This is a genomic window from Pseudomonas chlororaphis subsp. aurantiaca (genome assembly GCF_013466605.1).
Classification (GTDB): Bacteria; Pseudomonadota; Gammaproteobacteria; order Pseudomonadales; family Pseudomonadaceae; genus Aquipseudomonas; species Aquipseudomonas chlororaphis_I.
In genome coordinates this window covers 1,505,958-1,524,110 of sequence record NZ_CP059162.1, presented here as the reverse complement: position 1 = coordinate 1,524,110, position 18,153 = coordinate 1,505,958, and the positions used below count along the sequence as shown (strand labels likewise).

Sequence of the window (18,153 nt, the reverse complement as noted above, 5' to 3'; positions counted from 1 at the left end):
AGTACCAGACGCTTATTTATCGCCATTGGGTGGCGAATCATCATAGCCGCTCGACCCTTTCAACGGAGCATGGACATGCGTATCGGCATTATCGGAGCAGGTTTTATCGGGCGTGCCGTGGCGCAACTGGCCCTGGCGGCGGGGCATGAAGTGCTGCTCAGCAACTCCCGCGGCCCGCAGACCATGAGCAGCGTGGCCAGCGGCATTCGCGGCAGCCGCATCGGCAGCGTCGAAGATGCCGTGCAGTTCGGCGAGCGGGTACTGGTGGCCATCCCGCTGGCCCACTACCGCAGCCTTCCCGCGGCCCTGCTGGCCGGCAAGACGGTGCTGGATGCCAACAACTATTACCCGGATCGCGACGGTCATATCGAGGCCCTGGACCGCTTCGAAACCACCACCAGCCAACTGCTCGCCGAGCATCTCGAAGGCGCCAGGGTGGTGAAGGTGTTCAATGCCATCCTCGCCCAGGACCTACTGACCGACGCCCGCCCCAGCGGCGCTGCCGATCGTCGGGCCCTGCCGATTGCCGGCGACGATCCACAGGCCAAGGCGCAGGTCGTGCAATTGCTCGACGAGTTGGGTTTCGACGCTGTCGATGGTGGCAGGCTGGCGGACAGCTGGCGCTTCGAACGGGCCAAACCGGCCTACTGCATCCCGCTGGATAAACCGGGGCTGCGCGCGGCCCTGGCGCAGGCGCAACGAGAGGTCGAACTGCCCGAAGGCTGGTGGCGCTCCTGATACCAGGACATGCAACGTTCTGAGAGCGCAAAAAAAAAAACGACCCGTTCGGGTCGTTTTCAGCGGTTTGCCTGTGCGCCGGTTCGCCTCGCTCAACTGGCCCAGCCACCCGCATGCAGGTGCCAGCCATCGCCACGACGCTCCCAGAACGGGTGCACATAATGGTACCCGGGGCGCAACGGCTCCCAGTGACCATGGACCGCCACATACTGCCGGCCATCCCAGTGCCAGTAAGCCCGGGACCAGACATAACCCGGGCGATGCATGGGCTCGACTTCGATAACCCGCACCGGCGGTGGCTGCGACGCAACCACCTCGGTGTACTCCACCGGTGCCGCGCGCTCGACCACCCGCCGCTCATGCACCACCCGTTCCTGCACACACCCGGAGGCCACTACGACCACCGCCATCAGAGCCGTGTAACGTAACAACATGCTGCCTCCCCGGCGCTTGACGCCGACGTTTGAACTGCTGACAACGCCCCCTGCAAAAACCCGGCTCCTGCCAGGCGTACGGAGTGTTTTAACAGCTCGAAACTGTCTGCTTGCTGAACCTGGTAGCGGCAGGCAGATCGCGACAGCGAGGTGGCGACAAACGGCCAGTCAGCGGCGGTAGATCAAGGTCGTCGAGCGTCGAAATCCGCCCGGGTCATTTCGAAAAACTTGCTCGGCAAGCCTTCGAACTCACCGTCGCGCACAAAACGAAAACCCAGCTTGCGCGCCACCGCCAACGACGCCTCGTTCAAGGCATGGGCATCGGCGACGATGCGTTCGACTCCAGCCCCAACAAAGGCATGCTCGACGATGCGCCCCGCCGCCTCGGACGCGACTCCCTTGCCCCACGCCCGCCGCACCAGGCGCCAGCCCATTTCCAGTTCCGGGCCGACGGCCTCGTAGGGAATGAACGACACCCAGCCGAGAAACTCCTCCGGCGCGGACTTGGCAAAGATCGCCCAGTAACCGCAGTGCTCACCAAAATCACGCTCGATGCGCGAACGCACGAAGTCGCGGTGCTCCTCGCCACCGTCCCAAGGGCCGGGAAGGTAACGGGTGACGTGCGGATCGAGGTCCATCGCGATGCACGCCTCGAAGTGTTCGAAGGTGCGCGGGCGCAGCAGCAGGTTGGGGGTTTCGAAGTGGAGGTTCATTAACTGGATATCCATATTCAGGAAGATTGAAACGAGCGATGAACGATAACAAAGTCCCGCCAGCTATCAGCTATAATTTTCCATCACTTGCACAGAGGGGCCCGATATGGAAAGCTGAGTTTTCAAGCTAAAAAAGCCTACTTCGCCAAGCATCGTAAATCCAACTTCAGCGCCAGTCTGCGCCTTGAAGGCTTCTCCACATCGCTCAACGATGAGGAATGCAAACTGCCCTCCCGCAAAGCAGCACTCAAAGCCGTTCAACAACTCAAAGTGTGAATACCGACAAATACGGCGTTTGCCATGACCCGGATTGCTACCCGGGAACCGATGTCCTGAGAAACCTCCTGGATTTGCGTGATGAGCGAGACCTCAACGAGGCAGAACGCTATCTCACCGAGAAGTGTGCAACGCAGTTCGAATTCCAGGAGCCGCCCTACAGCCTGGCAACCTTGAATGACATCCATCACACGCTGTTTTCGCAGATCTACAGTTGGGCAGGCGAACTGAGAACCGTGAAGATAAGCAAGGGTGGCAATCAGTTCTGTATCCCGGAACGCATCGAGCCGGAAGCGACCAAAGAATTCAGCCGGCTCAAGGCAGCAGGCTGGTTTGAAGGTTATTCACGTGAACAGCTGGTAGTCGCCTGCGCCGAGTCTTACGGAACAATCAACGTCCTGCATCCCTTCAGGGAAGGCAACGGGCGAACCCAACGCGCTACGCCAACAGCGCCTGGATATCGTTGAACAGCGCGAGTGGAATCTGCACGCCGTGTTGCGCGCTGCGGGCCCTGGCCTCGAAGCGTCGCTGCGACGGCAGCCGCGCGCCTTGCTCGGTGATGGCCGCGAACAGGCCTTCGGCGCGCGCCAGGCCTTGCGGGTAGTCCTCGCCCAAGAACACTTTGGGGTCGAACGCCAGGATCAGTTCGCCGTGGCAAGGCGCGGCGCCGACGCCAGCGTCGAAGGCCATGGACTCGGCGCTGGTGAGGTCGCCTATCAGCGCGCCGGCCAGCAGTTCGATCATCGCCGCCAGGGCTGACCCCTTGTGCCCGCCGAAAGTTTGCATGGCGCCTTGCAGGGCCGCCTTGGCATCCGTGGTGGGCTGGCCCTGGGCATCGATGGCCCAGTGTTCGGGGATGGCTTTGCCTTGGCGCGCGTGCAGTTCGATATCGCCGCGGGCGATGGCGCTGGTGGCGAAGTCGAACACGAACGACTGGCCCGACGGCCGTGGCCAGGCGAAGGCCAGGGGGTTGGTGCCAAACACCGGCTTGCTGCCACCGGCCGGCGCCACCCAGCTGTGGCTGGGGTTCATGGCGATGCCCACCAGCCCCTCGGCGGCGATCGCCTCGACCTCCGGCCACAGCGCCGAGAAGTGGAAACACCGCTTGATCGCCATGGCCGCGAGCCCCTGGCTGCGGGCCTTTGCCGCCAGCAACGGCAAGCCGGTCTGGAACGCCAGCAAGGAATAGCCGTAGTGCGCATCCACCTCCAGCACGCCCGCGGAAATAGACCGCAAGCTCGGCTCGGCCAGCGGATCGACCTGGCCCTCGCGCACGGAACGCACACAGCCCAGCAGGCGATACACCCCGTGGGAGTGACATTCGTCGCGCTGGCCCTGGGTGATGACCTCGGCAATGGCCCGGGCATGGACATCGGACAGGCCGTGGCGGGTCAGCACCTTGAGGGACAGCTCGCGGACCTGGTCGAGGGACAGGGTGATGAATTCGGACATTTCACTGCCTCATGATCGTGAAGACATAACTGCCCCCATAAGGCGGGGGCGGCAAAACCTAATGAGTGAAATGCGCCTGAGCAGCACACAGCCAACCCGGCGCACTCGCTACCCCCCTCTCAACGCGGCCGTTCGCCGTTGAGACGCTGTGGAACCTGCCAGGGGTTGTCGCTGCGCAGGGCCTGCGGCAGCAGGGCTTGCGGCAAGTCTTGGTAAGACACCGGGCGCAGGAAACGCTGGATCGCCAGGCTACCCACCGAGGTGGTACGCGTATCCGAGGTGGCCGGGAACGGCCCGCCATGGACCATGGCATGGCCGACTTCGACACCGGTGCCAAAACCGTTGACCAGCAGGCGGCCGGCCTTTCGCTCCAGCAACGGCAGCAGTTCCCGGGCTTGCGGATGGTCGTCGTCGCTCAGGTGCAGGGCGATGGTCAGTTGACCTTCCAGGGCCGCCAGCAGCGCTTTCATCTGGGCCGCATCGGCGCAGCGCACAATCAACGAGGCCGGGCCGAAGACTTCTTCGCGCAGCGCAGCGCGGGCCATAAAGGCCTCGGCCGACGTGGCGAACAGCGCGGCCCGGGCCTGATAACGCTCGCCGTCGCCGCCCTGCCCCAGGCTGTCCACCTCGGCATGCCGCAGCAGCCGCTCGACACCCTGGCAGTAGCTGGCGTGGATGCCCGGCGTCAGCATGGTCTGCGCCGGCGCTACCTTGAGCGCTGCGGCCGCCGCGGCTTCGAACGTCCGCAACGCCGGGCTGTCGACGGCGAGAATCAAACCCGGGTTGGTGCAGAACTGGCCGGCGCCCAGGGTCAGGGAACCGACAAAGGCCTTGGCGATGGCTTCGCCCCGCTCGGCCAGTGCATTGGCCAACAACAGCACCGGGTTGATCGAACTCATCTCGGCATAGACCGGGATCGGCTCCTCGCGGGCCGCGGCGATCTGCATCAGCGCCATGCCGCCGCTGCGCGAACCGGTAAAGCCCACGGCCTTGATCCGACGGTCCGCCACCAGCCCCTGGCCAATGCTGCGGCCGGCATCGAACAGCAGTGAGAACACCCCTTCCGGCAAGCCGTGGCTGTGCACCGCCTGCTGGATCGCCTGCCCTACCAGTTCCGACGTGCCAGGGTGCGCCGAATGCGCCTTGACCACCACCGGGCAACCGGCGGCCAGCGCCGAGGCGGTGTCGCCGCCGGCCACGGAAAACGCCAGGGGAAAGTTCGAGGCACCGAACACCGCCACCGGTCCGATGGCAATCTGGTGCAGGCGCAGATCCACCTTGGGCAAGGGCTGGCGCTCCGGCTGTGCCGGGTCGATGCGCGCCTCCAGAAAACTGCCGTCGCGCACCACCGCCGCGAACAAACGCAGTTGGCCGACCGTGCGCCCGCGCTCGCCTTCCAGGCGGGCGCGAGGCAGGCCGGTCTCGCTCATGCAGCGCTCGATCAGCTCGTCGCCGAGGGCGAGGATGTTGCTGGCGATACTCTCGAGGAACGCCGCCCGTTGTTCCAGGCTGGTTTCCCGATAGCGGTCGAATGCCGCCTCGGCCAGGGCGCAGGCGCGCTCCAGGTCATTCGGGCCGGCGCCGCCAAAACTCGGCGCCAGGGCCTCGCCGGTGGCGGCGGCCAGCGCATGCACGTCGCCATGGTCGCCGCGCACGCGGGCTTGGCCGATCAGCAGTTGTCCCGTTACAGGCATGGGTTACCTCTCTGAATAAATGGCGTGGAGTGCCTGGCGGTCATTCGTCTTCCCCTTCCAGCACCAGCTTGTTGCCCGGCACGCCGGTATTGGCTCCCCAGTAGTAGATGCACAGGGCCATGAGGGTGACGGCCAGGGTGTCGTAGGGGTGAGTGAGGGTGCCGATACCGCCAAAGCTGCCCAGGCAGGAAATGACCATGGTCAGGGCGTAAAAGGCGATCAGCCACAGGGACGAGCGCACCTGTTCGGTGAGGCTCAGGTGGTCGGTGGGCACCAGGCGCTTGCAGCCCAGGTAGATGACGAACATCAGGATCTGCAGGCCCAGCAGCCAGGACACTGTGCTCCAGCCGGACCAGTAGACGATCAGCGCGGCGATGACAAAGGACACCGGCCCCAACAGGCCGAAGCCGCTGACCCGGAACGGCCGCGGCAGGTCCGGCGCGCTCTTGCGCAGCGCCGCCACGCTGATCGGGGCAATCGCATAACTGAGCACCAGGGCCGCCGACACCACACTGATCAGGGCTTCCCAGGACGGGAACGGCAAGGTCCAGAACACCGACAGGCCGAAGGTCAGCCACAGCGCCGGGCGCGGGATGCCGGACTGCTCGTCGATGCGGGTGAATATCTTGAAGAAGGTCCCGGTCTTCGCCCAGCCGTAGACCACCCGTGGCGTGGCGTTCATGTAGATGTTGCCGCAGCCGCTGGGGGAAATCACCGCGTCCGCCACCACCAGATAGGCCAGCCAGCCGACGCCCAGGGTCAGGGCGATGTCGCGGTACGGCAGGGAGAACTCCTTGCTGATGCTGCTCCAGCCGTTGGCCAGCATGTCGGTGGGAATGCTGCCAAGGAACGCCAGTTGCAGCAGGCCGTAGATCAGGGTCGAGAGCAGGACCGAAAGGATCAGCGCAATGGGAATGGTGCGCTGTGGATTGCGCACCTCACTGGCCACCGAAATGATCGGCGTCAGCCCCAGGTAGGCGAAGATGATGCCGCCGGCGGAGACCGCCATTTCGATGCCGGACAGCCCAAAGGGAACAAAGCCCTGGACGTGGAAATTCTCCGGCTTGAAGAAGGTGAACAGCACGCCGATGACCAGCAGCGGCACGACGAACTTGAACAGGCTGATAAGGTTGTTGGACTTGGCGAAGGTCTTGACGCTGGAGTAGTTGAGCCAGAAGAACAGGCACAACAGGGCGAACTGCACCAGCCAGCCGAGAATGGTCGGGTTGCTGTTGCCGGCATGGGTCAGCCCCGGAAACCAGGCCGCCGCGTATTGCCGCGCCGCCACCACTTCAATGGCCACCAGGCTGGAAAACGCGATCAGCGTGATGAAGCCCATCAGGTAGCCCAGCAGCGGCCCGTGGGAGAACACCGGATAACGCACCACCCCGCCCGCTCGCGGCAAGGCCGCGCCCAGTTCGCAATAGACGATGCCCAGCAGCAGGACGGCGAAACCGCCGAGCAGCCAGGAGAAGATCCCCGCCGGCCCGGCGATGGCCGAGACATGGCTGGCGGCGAACAACCAGCCGGAGCCGAAGATCGCCCCCAGGCCGATGAATGTGAGGTCAACCAGAGAGAGCTGTTTCTTGAATTTGCCTTGGCCTGACATAGGCGCGCCTTCTTATTGAGTTATTGGAGTAGGCAGATCGAATGTCGCGCCGGCCTCCCGCGGACGGGTTGCCGACGTGGTGAAACACGGCACTTGCGCGAGTGCCTGATTGTTCTTCTCGTGGACCAGGGCGCCCCCGCCACCCACCGCGCGGGAGCGTCCTGTCGGCGGGTTTACAGACCGACGTCCGGCAATTGCGGACGCTCGGCCAGGGCCTTGGCGACTATCGCCTTGACCTCGGCCAGGGTCTCGCCCTGCAGGGCCAGGCGCGGTGGGCGGGTGATCGAGGAGCCGCGACCGACCAGCTCCTCGCAGAGCTTGATGCACTGCACCAGGTCCGGACGCGCATCCAGGTGCAGCAGCGGCATGAACCAGCGGTACAGCGCCAGGGCCTCTTCGAAGCGTTTTTCCTTGGCCAGGCGGAACAGTGTCTCGCCCTCTTTCGGGAAGGCGTTGGACATGCCGGAGACCCAGCCCTCGGCACCGACGGCGATGCTTTCCACCACCACGTCATCCAGGCCGGCGAACAGCACGAAGCGGTCGCCCACGGCATTGCGCAGGTCGATGAAGCGCCGGGTGTCGCCGGAGGAATCCTTGAAGCAGACGATGTTTTCGCAGTCCTGCAGGGCGATCAGCACGTCCGGGGTGACGTCGTTTTTGTAGATCGGCGGGTTGTTGTAGACCATCACCGGCAGGTCGGTGCCGGTGGCGATGCTGCGAAAGTGCGCGGCGGTTTCATGGGACTTGGCCGAATACACCAGGGCCGGCATGACCATCACCCCGTCGACCCCGACCTTGGCCGCTTCGCGCACGGTGTTGCGGGCGAACTCGGTGGTGAACTCGGCGATCCCGGCGATCACCGGTACGCGGCCGCCGGCGGCGTCCTTGGCGACCTCGATCACCGAGAGTTTTTCCGCGGTGCTCAGCGAGGTGTTTTCGCCCACGGTGCCGCACACCACCAGGCCCGACACGCCGTCGGCCACCAGGTTGCGCATGACGCTGTGGGTGGCGTCCAGGTCCAGGGAAAAGTCAGCTTTGAACTGGGTGCTGACAGCAGGGAACACACCGCTCCAGTGGATGGCTTTACGGCTCATGGTCTTGTCCTTGTTGGTTGAGTCGGCCGGGCCGACAGGCGTTGAAAACGAAAAACAGATTCCGCCTTTCGCCGCCCTGGAGCTTGAGGTTTTTCCCGCTCAAGCAAGACGAAATCGGCACATTCGCCCAATCGCCCACAGACCTTTGCTGCGCTTTTTCCCGCAGAACCATGCCCCTGTAGCCGCTACCGCAGGCTGCGATCGGCTGCGCAGCAGACGCAGAACCTGCATCCCCGGTCTTTCTGTCACACCGCGTCGTCCGATCTGGCGGACGCTGCGTAGCCTGCAGCAGCGGCTACAGGGTTGGCGGAAAATCCAACTGTGCCGATTTCGTCATCCGCCACGGAGAAAACCCACAAGCGATACGGCCCTTTCCCGAGCCAATCTGTAGGCCTTTTCCGTCAGGTGCTGCCATGAAAAAAATAACCGTCATCGATTCACATACGGGGGGCGAGCCGACTCGCCTGGTTGTCGACGGCTTTCCCGACCTGGGCAGCGGTTCGATGGCCGAACGGCTGGCCGTCCTTCAAGAGCGCCACGATCGCTGGCGCACGGCTTGCGTACTGGAGCCGCGGGGCAGCGACGTGCTGGTGGGGGCCCTGCTGTGCGACCCCCAGGCGGAGGATGCCTGTGCCGGGGTGATTTTCTTCAACAACAGCGGCTACCTGGGCATGTGCGGCCACGGCACCATCGGCCTGGTGCGCTCGCTGCATCACCTGGGGCGCATCGCACCCGGCGTGCACCGCATCGAAACCCCGGTGGGCACCGTCAGCGCCACCCTGCACGACGACCTATCGGTCAGTGTGCGCAACGTGCCGGCCTACCGTTACCGCAGCGGCGTCGAATTGCAGCTGCCCGGCCACGGCCCCGTCCGCGGCGATATCGCCTGGGGCGGCAACTGGTTCTTCCTGATCAGCGAGCATGGCCAGCGCATCGCCCTGGACAACGTCGAGGCCCTGACCCACTACACCCGGGCCGTGCGCGAAGCCCTGGAGGCCGCCGGCATCAGCGGCGCCGACAGTGGCGTGATCGACCATATCGAGCTGTTCGCCGACGACCCGCACGCCGACAGCCGCAACTTCGTGCTGTGCCCCGGCAAGGCCTACGACCGCTCCCCCTGCGGCACCGGCACCAGCGCCAAGCTGGCCTGCCTGGCCGCCGACGGCAAGCTGGCGCCCGGGGCGATTTGGCGTCAGGCCAGCGTGATCGGCAGCCAGTTCAGCGCCAGCTACGAGCAGGCGGGCGAGCAGGTCATCCCGACCCTTCGCGGCACTGCCCATATCAGCGCCGAAGCCACCCTGCTGATCGAAGACAACGATCCCTTCGCCTGGGGCATCGTCTCGTGAGCGAGCCGTCCGAAGCCGACGTGCTGGTGATTGGCGGCGGCATTATCGGGGCCGCCTGCGCCCACGAAATGGCCGGCCGCGGTCTGCGGGTGCGGGTGCTCGACAACGCCAGCGGCGGCGCCACCGGCGCGGGCATGGGCCACCTGGTGGCGATGGACGACAACCCCGCCGAACTGGCGCTGAGTCACTACTCCATCGACCTGTGGAACCAGCTGCGCACACACCTGCCGGCCGCCTGCGCCTACCGCAATTGCGGCACCCTGTGGCTGGCCGCGGACCGGGCGGAAATGGACCTGGCCCGGGCCAAGCAAATCAACCTGGCCCAGCACGGCGTGGCGGGCGAGTTGATCAGCGACACGACCCTGGCCGAACTCGAACCCATGTTGCGCAAAGGTCTTGGCGGCGCCTTGAAGATCCCCGGCGACGGCATTCTCTACGCCCCGGCCACGGCCCACTGGCTGTTGCACAACACGCCGGGGATCAGCTGCGAGCGGGCCACGGTCAGCGCCATCGCCGCCCATCGCGTGGAGCTGGATGACGGCCGTGTGTTGCGTGCCGAGTACGTGGTGCTGGCTAACGGTCTGGCGGTCAGGAACCTGCTGCCGGAGTTGCCGTTGCGGCCGAAGAAGGGCCACCTGCTGATCACCGATCGTTACCCCCGACAGGTGTCCCACCAACTGGTGGAGCTGGGCTACGCCGCCAGCGCCCACGCCAGCAACGGCACCTCGGTGGCGTTCAATGTGCAGCCACGGCCGACCGGACAATTGCTGATCGGCTCGTCCCGCCAGTTCGACAGCCTAGACCCGGCCATCGAGCCCGAGGTGCTGACGCCGATGCTGCAACGGGCCGTGACCTACCTGCCGGGGCTCGCGCAATTGAACGGTATCCGCGCCTGGACCGGCTTTCGCGCCGCCACCCCGGACGGCCTGCCGATCCTTGGCGAACACCCGCGACACACAGGCCTGTGGCTGGCGGTCGGTCATGAAGGCCTGGGCGTCACCACCGCCCCCGGCAGCGGCCGGCTGCTGACCAGCCTGATGCTCGGCGAACGGCCGGATATCGACGCCCAGGCCTATCGCCCCCAACGCTTCGCCGAGTTGAACGCCCCCCTGACAGGAAGCGCCCCATGATCATTTACCTGGACCGTCAGGCGCTGACCGTGCGCGATGGCCTGAGCGTCGCCGCCGCCATCGCCGCCAGCGGCGACCCACGTACCCGAACCTCCTGCACTGGCCAGCCCCGGGCGCCCTTCTGCGGCATGGGCATCTGCCAGGAATGCCGCATGACCATCGACGGCCGGCGCCAACTGGCCTGCCAGACCCTGTGCCGCGAAGGCATGCACGTGGAGCGTACGCCATGAGCCAACAACGCCTGAGCTGCGACATCCTCATCGTCGGCAGTGGCCCGGCCGGCCTCGCGGCGGCCCGGGCAGTGAGCCACAGCGAGCTCTCCATCATCCTGCTCGACGACAACCCGCGCCCCGGCGGCCAGATCTGGCGCAACGGGCCCGGCGTCACGCTCAACGGTAGCGCTCGCGATGCCTTGCAGGTATTGGAGCATCCGCAGCTGCGCTACCTGCCCGGCACCCGGGTGGTGGCCGGCGCCGGTGCCAATGCCCTGCTGTTGGAAGATGCCGAGCAGGCTCTACTGGTCCAGTACCAGAGCCTGATTCTGTGCTGCGGCGCCCGCGAACTGCTGCTGCCCTTCCCCGGCTGGACCTTGCCCGGAGTGACGGGCGCGGGGGCCTTGCAGGCGCTGCTGAAAAACGGCCTGGCCGTGGCCGGCGAGCGGGTGGTCATCGCCGGCAGCGGGCCATTGCTGCTGGCCAGCGCCGCCACCGCCCGCCAGGCCGGCGCCCGGGTCGAGGCGGTCCTGGAACAGGCCCCGCTGGCCGCGCTGGCGACCTTCACTGCCGGGCTCTGGCGCTGGCCGGCCAAGCTCAGCCAGGCCGCCGGACTGGCCACCACTTCCTATCGCTGCAACGCCCATGTGCTCGAAGCCCTGGGCGATGATCGCCTGGAAGCGGTGCGCATCCAGCAGGGCGAACAGGTGCGGGAAATACCCTGCGAGCGTCTTGCCTGCGGTTTCGGCCTGGTGCCCAACACCACCCTGGCCAGCCACCTCGGCTGCCAGCTGCAAGCCAACGCGATTGCAGTGGACCGTTACCAGGGCACCAGCCTCGCCCGGGTCTACGCGGCCGGCGAGTGCACCGGGATCGGCGGCAGCGAACTGGCGAGGGTCGAAGGCGAGATCGCCGGGCTGGCCGCCAGCGGGCAGACCCGGGAGGCCACCGCGATGATCCAGCGCCGGGCCCATTGGCAGGCGTTCGCCGAGCGAGTGAGTGAAACCTTCGCCCTGCAACCGGCGCTTCTGCGCCTGGCGCGAGCTGATACGCTGCTGTGCCGTTGCGAGGATGTGCCGTACGCCGCCGTGGCTGGCGAAGCGAGCTGGAGCGAGGCCAAACTGCACAGCCGCTGCGGCATGGGCGCCTGCCAGGGACGGGTCTGCGCCACGGCGGCACAGGCCCTGTTCGGCTGGACCGCGCCGACACCACGAGCGCCCCTGGTGCCCGCGCGGATCGAGACCTTGCTGATGGAGTCGACGCCCAGCGCGAAGTGACGAGCAGACCGTTGCCGCTGACTGCCCGCCAACGGCGCCGTGGGATTCAAGGATGAGCCAGTAGACCCAAAGTCGCGGGGCGCCCCCCGCCCCATAACAAGAGCAGCCCTTGATGATCGACACCGCTCAGTTGCACCGCCTGCCCGAAGCCATCGCCAGCCAGGCGCCCGAGAATATTCACGACCTGCTGGGCAGCATGGCCCTGGTGATCCCGCTGCTCGACACCCTGCCCAACGCGGTGTTTTTCATCAAGGACCTGCAGGCCCGCTACCTCACCGCCAACCTGACCCTGGCCCAGCGCTGCGGTTTCAAGAACGTCGCGCCGCTGCTGGGCAAGACCTCGGCCGAGGTGTTTCCCGCCGTGCTCGGCCCGGTCTATACCGAGCAGGACCAGCGCGTGCTGCGCCAGGGCATCACCATCAAGGGCCAGCTGGAACTGCACCTGTACGGCAGCCGCGAACCCGGCTGGTGCCTGACCCACAAGCTGCCGCTGCACGGGCGCGACGGGCGGATCATCGGCATGGCCGGCATCTCCCTCGACCTGCAGGCCGCCCGCGACGCGCACCCGGCCTACGAACGCCTGGCCGCGGTGGACCGGCATATCCGCGAGCACTACAACGAAGCCATCCGCCTCGACGACCTGACCCACATCGCCGACCTGTCCATCGCCCAGCTGGAGCGCTACTGCAAACGCATCTTCCACCTCACCCCGCGGCAGATGATCCACAAGGTGCGCCTGGAACACGCCTCGCGCCTGCTGCTCGGCGAACTGCCGATCACCGACGTCGCCCTGCAATGCGGCTACACCGACCACAGCGCCTTCAGCCGCCAGTTCAAGGCCCTGACCGGCGTCAGCCCACGGCAGTTCCGGCAGAATGCCGCGCACTGAAGCAGTCCACCAGCCGGCTCAGGCCCGGCCAACACAGTCTGCGGCAGGACAAATCGCTGCATGGTTTTTTCCAGCACCAGGGCACGCAAGGCCGCACAACCTGGATGAATTTCGTGAACGCCAGGACCTGCGATGAATTATGATGCGCGCCCTTTCGGCTCGCGTTTCAGCGCAGGCTCACAGCGCCCCTCCTCGTTCGCCATCCAAGGCCAGGAACCCTACATGCTTCACCTCAGGAGCTTCACCCGAACGCTGCATCGGCAGCAGATCGATGGCGTGACCTTCCATTTCGATCCATCCCACCGGCACGAACTGGACACACTGATACGTTGTTTTTTTGCCAAGCCCGAGCAATACCCCACGCTGGATATTCCGGAAGACACTCGGGGGGTGTTCCTGCTCGAAGGCGAACACCAATGGGTGCTCAAACGCAACCGCCTGACTCACTGGAAAAAGCAGCTGCAGAACTTCCTCGGCCTCAAGCGCAGCTTCGGCCTGCACGACCTGACCAACGAGTTCATCAACCTGTCGGTGGTGTCAGGCAAATCCGTCCTCTCGCCCCGAGTCTCGGCATTTGGCTACAAGGGGCGTTTTCCATTCCTGCGCGAAGAGTACTTGCTGGTGGGTTTCTGGGCCGATCATTGCAGCGTCGACGACCGCTTGCTGGCCCATCCCGAGCAGGCTGAAACCCTGTTGCCGACGATCTTCCGACTGTTCGGCCAGATGCTCGACGACGACTTCGTGCACATGGACCCTCACCCGAAAAACATTCTGGTCGCCGCCGATGGCCGACTGCGCCTGATCGACTTCGAGTGCTGCGCCCACTTGGTACTCGACCGCGATTTCAGCCTGGGTTTCCTGCTGGGTTACTTCTACCGCTTCTGGTTCCGGCGCTTCATCTTGCAGCAGGATTACGACCGGCTTTGCGAGGCCTACCTGAACGCGGAGCAGCCCAACCTGGATCGCACCGTCTTCCAGCCGGTGTACCAGCGCTTTCGCGACCAAAACGTCTCACGCAGCACACGCTACCGCATCCTCACCTGTGCCCGGGCACAAGCGGCGTTCCAGCGTGAAATCAGCGGTTCCCGCGGCTAATCCGAGATCCCGCTCAAGTGCTCTTGATAGGCGAAGGCAGGGAGCCAGGTCGGTGGCGCATTGGAGCTGAGGGCCCAGGTCGGCGAGGCCGATGACGCTTTGAACCTAGTTGCCAGCCTCGGTCAGGTCTTTCATATCCGTGACCGGATCATCGCTTTGTGCGCCGAGCACAGCGTGCTGATCTACAAGATCGCCATTGGTAGCGCCGAAACCTGCGAGATCAGCTTCATGCTGGTCGACACTCAGTGCCAGGTGCTGGGTATTTCAAGCGGGGGATCGAGGCGACGCTGACGGAGTGAGTCAGACATAAAAAAACCGGCGTAGCCCGCCGGTTCTTTAACTCGTACCAAATGCAGATTTTCTAGTCGTAATACCCGACGGTTTTTTTCAGGTGATCGGAGTACTCGTAGATTTCATCGACAGAGTTGATCGGATGACGGGTCTCATTCTTTTCCTCGTCAAAAATCCCGATGTACTTTTGTGAACGGTTGAAATGCAGTCGGCAAATCGGTTTTCGGTTATTGTCGTCGAGCAAGATACCGAAGTAACTCTGAGTGTCCCTTTGGACAATACGTTTGGCATCGACCACGGAGCGAACCACCGCACGTACGATGTGATACCCCTCAAGCTCCTCCAACGTCGTCAGCACTTTATCGTCCGCTGCTTCTGCATGATCGTTATCGGCATTCCCCGTTCCAGAGGCTGAGGCAACCGCAAGAGACGGCTGGATCGCGCCACTCATTGCAGACTTGAGACGATCATTGATTTGATCATTGAGAAATTGCCCCACCGCTTTTCGAGTCAGCTCATAAAACTGCTCACGGACTTTTTGGGTAATCACTCCGTCGTACACCCGCGATGCAAAGACTTTGACGAAGTCATCGTCTGGCTTACTAACCTGAGAAGCGATGACTTTTTTGATCTGGCTAACATACTTCAGCTCACCTGCCGCGCTGATAATCGACTCCACATCAAAAGACGACTTGGTCAGCTTGGTCAGCTCTGGTACCGAATACTCGTCGATATCGAGCAGATCCAGTTCAAGGAAAGGTTTCTCATCCATTTTGTTGGGAGCATCCAGGTCGGTGAAAAACTTATACACCTGGCCATTGGTAAGGATGGAAATCCGCGCGCTGGTGACATGGAAGTAACGAAACAATTGCGATGCATGATTGATATGCAACGGCTCGCCGATCTTCTTGCACTCGATGAGGATCTGAACCTCCCCATCTTTCATAATCGCGTAATCGATCTTCTCGCCCTTCTTGGTTCCAATATCGCAGACAAATTCTGGCGTCACCTCCGTCGGATCGAATACGTCATAGCCCAATACCGTACTGATGAAAGGCATGACAAAAGCATTTTTTGTCGCTTCCTCCGTCTGAATAGCTGCTCCCTGCAGACGTACCTTGGCAGCAAGACTGGTTAACTTCTCGAAAAATTCCATGAGTGGCCTCTTACCTGTTCCGATCCGTGTATGAGCGTGGTGGCAAATTGACTGCCATTGATACTAGACACAAACCGCCACAAAGAAAGATTCCGCCCATTCTCGAAAGAACACCGGGGCAGGATCTCTGACGACCGAACGGATGCAAGCCCTGCCGCCAAAGAGGGCGAGCACAAAAAAGAATTTTCCCCCTACCGCCGATGTCTGAATTTCAGATGCCGCCGCACAGGGGAAACGACAATGAAATTCGCCAAATTCTCGCAGAAGCTGTCGCTGTGGGCCGGCAGTCCGGGGACCTTCCTGATCGCGCTGGCGTTGATTGCGATCTGGGGCATGAGCGGGCCGGTCTTTGGTTTCAACGATACCTGGCAGTTGGTCATCAATACCTCTACCACCATCATCACCTTCCTGATGGTGTTCCTGATCCAGAACACCCAGAACCGCGACAACGACATCCTGCATTTGAAGATCGACGAGCTGCTGCGCGCCACCAAGGATGCGCACAATGCGTTGCTGAGCCTGGATGGGCTGGATCTCGAGCAGTTGGAGAAGCTGCGCCAGGAATACAAGGAAATCGGCGAGGGCGAACCCTTGAAGCTGGATGAGCTACCGCCGGAGCAACAGCAGAAGCCGAGTTGAATCGATGCTGAAAATGCCTGGGGGGAACGGCGACACTGGACGCGATGCGCCTTCAGGCCAGGCCTGAAGGCGCAGCCGCGGCGGGACGGCCCTCAGCCATCCAACTGGTCCAGAGGCCGGCCAGCCTTGAGGGCCTTGGCCATTTGCAGGTGGTTTTGCAGTTTCGGCAGGGTCTCTTCGGCAAAAGCCTTGAGTTCCGGGACCTCGGTGATTTCGGCCTGTTGCTGGATCTGCTCGATGGCCTCTTCGGTGGCCTTGACCTGGCTCTCGGCATAGGCGGCGTCGAAGGCTTCGCCTTCCGGGACCTCGGGGATCAGCGCCTTGGCCTTGCTGATCACTTCTTCCCGGGGCGCCACGGGCAGGTCGAGTTTCTTGGCGATTTTCGCCAGGTGCTGGTTGGCGGTGGTGCGGTCGTTGATGACCACGATGGTGTAGTCCTTGACGGCCTTGGAGGACGTCTTCTGATGGGCCAGGCGACTGGCCTCGATGTCGGCCATGCCCTTGGCCGAGGCGTCGTCGATAAACTCCGCGGGGGACTGGGCGAACGCTGCGCTGGCACTGAGGCCGAGCAACAGCGCGAAGCCGGTGCGGGACAGATGGGTGGCCATGAAGCTCATGGTGTCGGCCTCCTTTGATCAGGTGACGGCGCACGGCGCCTGCACAGAGTGAGAGTTTTCAGGCCATCGAAGGTTTGAAAAAGTTGTATCGGCCACGACGAACGGTTGGCAAAAAAACGGTGAGACCCACCGCCTCTGTCAGGCGCGGGACGGGCTGCGCTGGGCGCGCTTGGCCGCGTACATCGCCTCGTCGGCGTGCTTGAACAACTGCTTTTCGTCATGGCCGTGTTCGGGGAACAGGCCGATACCGATGCTCGGCAGAATGCTCAGCTGATGGCCATCCAGGCGCAGCGGCTCGTTGAGTGCCTGGCGAATCTTGCCGGCGACGATGCCGGCATCTTCCGCGTGCTGGATACAGCCGAGCAGCACCACGAACTCATCGCCACCGATCCGCGCCACGGTATCGCTTTCGCGCACGCAGGCCTTGAGCCGGTTGGCCACGGCCTGCAACAGCATGTCGCCCACGGCGTGGCCAAAGGTGTCGTTGACCTGCTTGAACCGGTCCAGGTCGACGTAGAGCAAGGCCATGCGCCCGGACTCGCGACGGGCACGGGCCAGGGCGCTGCGCAGGCGCTCGCGGAGCAATTCGCGGTTGGGCAACTGGGTCAGCTGGTCGTACTGGGCCATGTACTGCAGGCGCGCATGCAGCTGCTTGCGCTCGATGGCGGTGGCGAGCTGGGCGCAGACGTATTGCAGCAGCTCCTTGTCCTGCTCGGTGTATCGCTCGTCGCCCGGCGCGCTCTTGACGACCAGCGCGCCGATGGTGCCCTTCTGCGAATTCAGCGGGACACCGAGCCAGCAGGGTGAATGCGGGTCGGCGCTGGCATCCGGCAGCGGCACATAATCGTCAGGGGTCAGCAGCAACGGCTGGCCGCTGCGGATCACCTCGGCACACAGGCTGCCGGTCAGCGTGCCCGGCTGCTCCGGGCAACGCTCGCGGTCGTCGACGTGATAGGGAAAGCTCAGCGCCTGGCATTGCTCGTCGTACAGCGCGACGGAAAAATTCAGCGCCGGCAGCCATTCCCCGATGATCCGGTGCACGCGCCGGAACAACGCCAGCAGGTCCTCGGCGGCATGGGCCGCTTCGGAAATCGCATACAGCGCCGCCTGCCGTGACTCGGCCTGCTTGCGTTCGGTGATGTCGCGGGCCACGGCGATGCGCAGCTGGTCGACCTCGGACCAGCGCGCCGACCAGAGGATATGGGCGACCTGCCCGTCCTTGCGCAGGTAACGGTTCTCGAAGTTGGGCATGGGCTCGCCAGCCATGATCCGGTCGGCGGCCTGCAGGGTGCGTGCGCGGTCCGCGGGGTGCACCAGCTCGATCATGCGCCGGCCGACCAGTTCGTCCGGCGTGTAGCCGAAAATCCGCTCGCAGGCGGCGCTGACGAAGACGAAACGGCCTTCGACATCCACCGCGCAGACGGCGTCCAGCAGAAGGTCGATGAAACTGGCCAAGGGCGCGGAGTTGTTGGTTGCCATCAGGGAACGACA

The 18,153-nt window shown here is 64.0% G+C and carries 20 protein-coding genes; 11 read left to right on the top strand and 9 right to left on the bottom strand.

The window, feature by feature from the left end; all coding sequences use genetic code 11:
• Positions 1-75 precede the first annotated feature (75 nt).
• The gene (locus H0I86_RS06905) at positions 76-738 is read left to right on the top strand and encodes an NADPH-dependent F420 reductase (RefSeq protein ID WP_180924488.1); all 663 of its coding nucleotides are present in this window, start codon (positions 76-78) and stop codon (positions 736-738) included.
• Between the two features lie 92 nt (positions 739-830).
• Here the strand turns inward: H0I86_RS06905 and H0I86_RS06900 are convergent, their stop codons facing one another.
• Together H0I86_RS06900 and H0I86_RS06895 are read right to left on the bottom strand one after the other, a co-directional pair.
• Entirely contained in the window at positions 831-1,172 is a 342-nt protein-coding gene (locus H0I86_RS06900) for a YXWGXW repeat-containing protein (RefSeq protein ID WP_009047466.1), read from the bottom strand.
• 182 nt (positions 1,173-1,354) lie between these two features.
• Complete coding sequence (locus H0I86_RS06895) at positions 1,355-1,885, bottom strand: GNAT family N-acetyltransferase (protein ID WP_180924487.1); 531 nt, start codon at positions 1,883-1,885, stop codon at positions 1,355-1,357.
• An 87-nt stretch (positions 1,886-1,972) separates the two neighbouring features.
• Here H0I86_RS06895 and H0I86_RS31925 point away from each other — a divergent pair, with 87 nt between their 5' ends.
• Entirely contained in the window at positions 1,973-2,161 is a 189-nt protein-coding gene (locus tag H0I86_RS31925) for a YhfG family protein (RefSeq protein WP_219637313.1), read from the top strand.
• Positions 2,104-2,628 carry a Fic/DOC family protein gene (locus H0I86_RS06890; protein WP_258019405.1) on the top strand — a complete coding sequence of 175 codons (525 nt, stop codon included), beginning with the start codon at positions 2,104-2,106 and terminating at the stop codon, positions 2,626-2,628. The genes H0I86_RS31925 and H0I86_RS06890 overlap by 58 nt, the downstream gene beginning before the upstream one ends.
• Here H0I86_RS06890 and H0I86_RS06885 read toward each other — a convergent pair.
• The 4 genes from H0I86_RS06885 to H0I86_RS06870 form a co-directional block, all read right to left on the bottom strand.
• Complete coding sequence (locus H0I86_RS06885; RefSeq protein ID WP_180924486.1) at positions 2,600-3,613, bottom strand: Ldh family oxidoreductase; 1,014 nt, start codon at positions 3,611-3,613, stop codon at positions 2,600-2,602. The two genes, H0I86_RS06890 and H0I86_RS06885, sit on opposite strands and share 29 nt — an antisense overlap.
• 119 nt (positions 3,614-3,732) lie before the next feature.
• Positions 3,733-5,307: an aldehyde dehydrogenase (NADP(+)) gene (locus H0I86_RS06880; protein WP_180924485.1), complete on the bottom strand. Its 1,575-nt coding sequence runs from the start codon at positions 5,305-5,307 to the stop codon at positions 3,733-3,735.
• Positions 5,308-5,347: 40 nt separating this feature from the next.
• Positions 5,348-6,916 (bottom strand): APC family permease, encoded by a 1,569-nt coding sequence (locus tag H0I86_RS06875; RefSeq protein ID WP_180924484.1) that lies wholly within the window; start codon positions 6,914-6,916, stop codon positions 5,348-5,350.
• A 173-nt stretch (positions 6,917-7,089) separates the two neighbouring features.
• Complete coding sequence (locus tag H0I86_RS06870) at positions 7,090-8,010, bottom strand: dihydrodipicolinate synthase family protein (RefSeq protein ID WP_009047461.1); 921 nt, start codon at positions 8,008-8,010, stop codon at positions 7,090-7,092.
• Positions 8,011-8,423: 413 nt separating this feature from the next.
• On the opposite strand from H0I86_RS06870, the gene H0I86_RS06865 reads away from it, so the two are divergent.
• The 7 genes from H0I86_RS06865 (at position 8,424) to H0I86_RS06835 (ending at position 14,250) form a co-directional block, all read left to right on the top strand.
• Positions 8,424-9,356 (top strand): 4-hydroxyproline epimerase, encoded by a 933-nt coding sequence (locus H0I86_RS06865; RefSeq protein WP_180924483.1) that lies wholly within the window; start codon positions 8,424-8,426, stop codon positions 9,354-9,356.
• Positions 9,353-10,486 carry an NAD(P)/FAD-dependent oxidoreductase gene (locus tag H0I86_RS06860; protein ID WP_180924482.1) on the top strand — a complete coding sequence of 378 codons (1,134 nt, stop codon included), beginning with the start codon at positions 9,353-9,355 and terminating at the stop codon, positions 10,484-10,486. Before H0I86_RS06865 ends, H0I86_RS06860 begins: the two co-directional genes overlap by 4 nt.
• Positions 10,483-10,716: a (2Fe-2S)-binding protein gene (locus tag H0I86_RS06855; RefSeq protein WP_180924481.1), complete on the top strand. Its 234-nt coding sequence runs from the start codon at positions 10,483-10,485 to the stop codon at positions 10,714-10,716. The genes H0I86_RS06860 and H0I86_RS06855 overlap by 4 nt, the downstream gene beginning before the upstream one ends.
• Positions 10,713-11,975, top strand: coding sequence for an NAD(P)/FAD-dependent oxidoreductase (locus H0I86_RS06850; RefSeq protein ID WP_180924480.1), 1,263 nt, complete (start codon positions 10,713-10,715; stop codon positions 11,973-11,975). Before H0I86_RS06855 ends, H0I86_RS06850 begins: the two co-directional genes overlap by 4 nt.
• A 112-nt stretch (positions 11,976-12,087) precedes the next feature.
• Positions 12,088-12,864 (top strand): AraC family transcriptional regulator, encoded by a 777-nt coding sequence (locus H0I86_RS06845; RefSeq protein WP_180924479.1) that lies wholly within the window; start codon positions 12,088-12,090, stop codon positions 12,862-12,864.
• 222 nt (positions 12,865-13,086) lie between these two features.
• The gene (locus H0I86_RS06840) at positions 13,087-13,959 is read left to right on the top strand and encodes an AarF/UbiB family protein (RefSeq protein ID WP_180924478.1); all 873 of its coding nucleotides are present in this window, start codon (positions 13,087-13,089) and stop codon (positions 13,957-13,959) included.
• A 60-nt stretch (positions 13,960-14,019) separates the two neighbouring features.
• Positions 14,020-14,250, top strand: a complete 231-nt coding sequence (locus H0I86_RS06835) for a hypothetical protein (RefSeq protein WP_180924477.1) — start codon at positions 14,020-14,022, stop codon at positions 14,248-14,250.
• Between the two features lie 70 nt (positions 14,251-14,320).
• On the opposite strand, the gene H0I86_RS06830 is transcribed toward H0I86_RS06835, so the two are convergent.
• Positions 14,321-15,406, bottom strand: a complete 1,086-nt coding sequence (locus tag H0I86_RS06830; RefSeq protein ID WP_162094560.1) for a type I restriction endonuclease — start codon at positions 15,404-15,406, stop codon at positions 14,321-14,323.
• Positions 15,407-15,646: 240 nt separating this feature from the next.
• Here H0I86_RS06830 and H0I86_RS06825 point away from each other — a divergent pair, with 240 nt between their 5' ends.
• Complete coding sequence (locus tag H0I86_RS06825) at positions 15,647-16,045, top strand: low affinity iron permease family protein (protein WP_062823429.1); 399 nt, start codon at positions 15,647-15,649, stop codon at positions 16,043-16,045.
• Positions 16,046-16,137: 92 nt separating this feature from the next.
• On the opposite strand, the gene H0I86_RS06820 is transcribed toward H0I86_RS06825, so the two are convergent.
• Complete coding sequence (locus H0I86_RS06820) at positions 16,138-16,662, bottom strand: DUF4142 domain-containing protein (protein ID WP_038581538.1); 525 nt, start codon at positions 16,660-16,662, stop codon at positions 16,138-16,140.
• 138 nt (positions 16,663-16,800) lie between these two features.
• Positions 16,801-18,141, bottom strand: a complete 1,341-nt coding sequence (locus tag H0I86_RS06815) for a sensor domain-containing protein (protein WP_180924476.1) — start codon at positions 18,139-18,141, stop codon at positions 16,801-16,803.
• Positions 18,142-18,153 lie beyond the last annotated feature (12 nt).

Bases quoted from the DNA above. Each gene is read 5' to 3' on its own strand.
- H0I86_RS06825 (WP_062823429.1), top strand. From the start codon at position 15,647: ATGAAATTCGCCAAATTCTCGCAGAAGCTGTCGCTGTGGGCCGGCAGT.
- H0I86_RS06850 (WP_180924480.1), top strand. From the start codon at position 10,713: ATGAGCCAACAACGCCTGAGCTGCGACATCCTCATCGTCGGCAGTGGC.
- H0I86_RS06885 (WP_180924486.1), bottom strand. From the start codon at position 3,613: ATGTCCGAATTCATCACCCTGTCCCTCGACCAGGTCCGCGAGCTGTCC.
- H0I86_RS06900 (WP_009047466.1), bottom strand. From the start codon at position 1,172: ATGTTGTTACGTTACACGGCTCTGATGGCGGTGGTCGTAGTGGCCTCC.
- H0I86_RS06905 (WP_180924488.1), top strand. From the start codon at position 76: ATGCGTATCGGCATTATCGGAGCAGGTTTTATCGGGCGTGCCGTGGCG.
- H0I86_RS06880 (WP_180924485.1), bottom strand. From the start codon at position 5,307: ATGCCTGTAACGGGACAACTGCTGATCGGCCAAGCCCGCGTGCGCGGC.
- H0I86_RS06895 (WP_180924487.1), bottom strand. From the start codon at position 1,885: ATGAACCTCCACTTCGAAACCCCCAACCTGCTGCTGCGCCCGCGCACC.
- H0I86_RS06840 (WP_180924478.1), top strand. From the start codon at position 13,087: ATGCTTCACCTCAGGAGCTTCACCCGAACGCTGCATCGGCAGCAGATC.
- H0I86_RS06845 (WP_180924479.1), top strand. From the start codon at position 12,088: ATGATCGACACCGCTCAGTTGCACCGCCTGCCCGAAGCCATCGCCAGC.
- H0I86_RS06865 (WP_180924483.1), top strand. From the start codon at position 8,424: ATGAAAAAAATAACCGTCATCGATTCACATACGGGGGGCGAGCCGACT.
- H0I86_RS06815 (WP_180924476.1), bottom strand. From the start codon at position 18,141: ATGGCAACCAACAACTCCGCGCCCTTGGCCAGTTTCATCGACCTTCTG.
- H0I86_RS06875 (WP_180924484.1), bottom strand. From the start codon at position 6,916: ATGTCAGGCCAAGGCAAATTCAAGAAACAGCTCTCTCTGGTTGACCTC.
- H0I86_RS06820 (WP_038581538.1), bottom strand. From the start codon at position 16,662: ATGAGCTTCATGGCCACCCATCTGTCCCGCACCGGCTTCGCGCTGTTG.
- H0I86_RS06855 (WP_180924481.1), top strand. From the start codon at position 10,483: ATGATCATTTACCTGGACCGTCAGGCGCTGACCGTGCGCGATGGCCTG.
- H0I86_RS06870 (WP_009047461.1), bottom strand. From the start codon at position 8,010: ATGAGCCGTAAAGCCATCCACTGGAGCGGTGTGTTCCCTGCTGTCAGC.
- H0I86_RS06890 (WP_258019405.1), top strand. From the start codon at position 2,104: ATGCAAACTGCCCTCCCGCAAAGCAGCACTCAAAGCCGTTCAACAACT.
- H0I86_RS06830 (WP_162094560.1), bottom strand. From the start codon at position 15,406: ATGGAATTTTTCGAGAAGTTAACCAGTCTTGCTGCCAAGGTACGTCTG.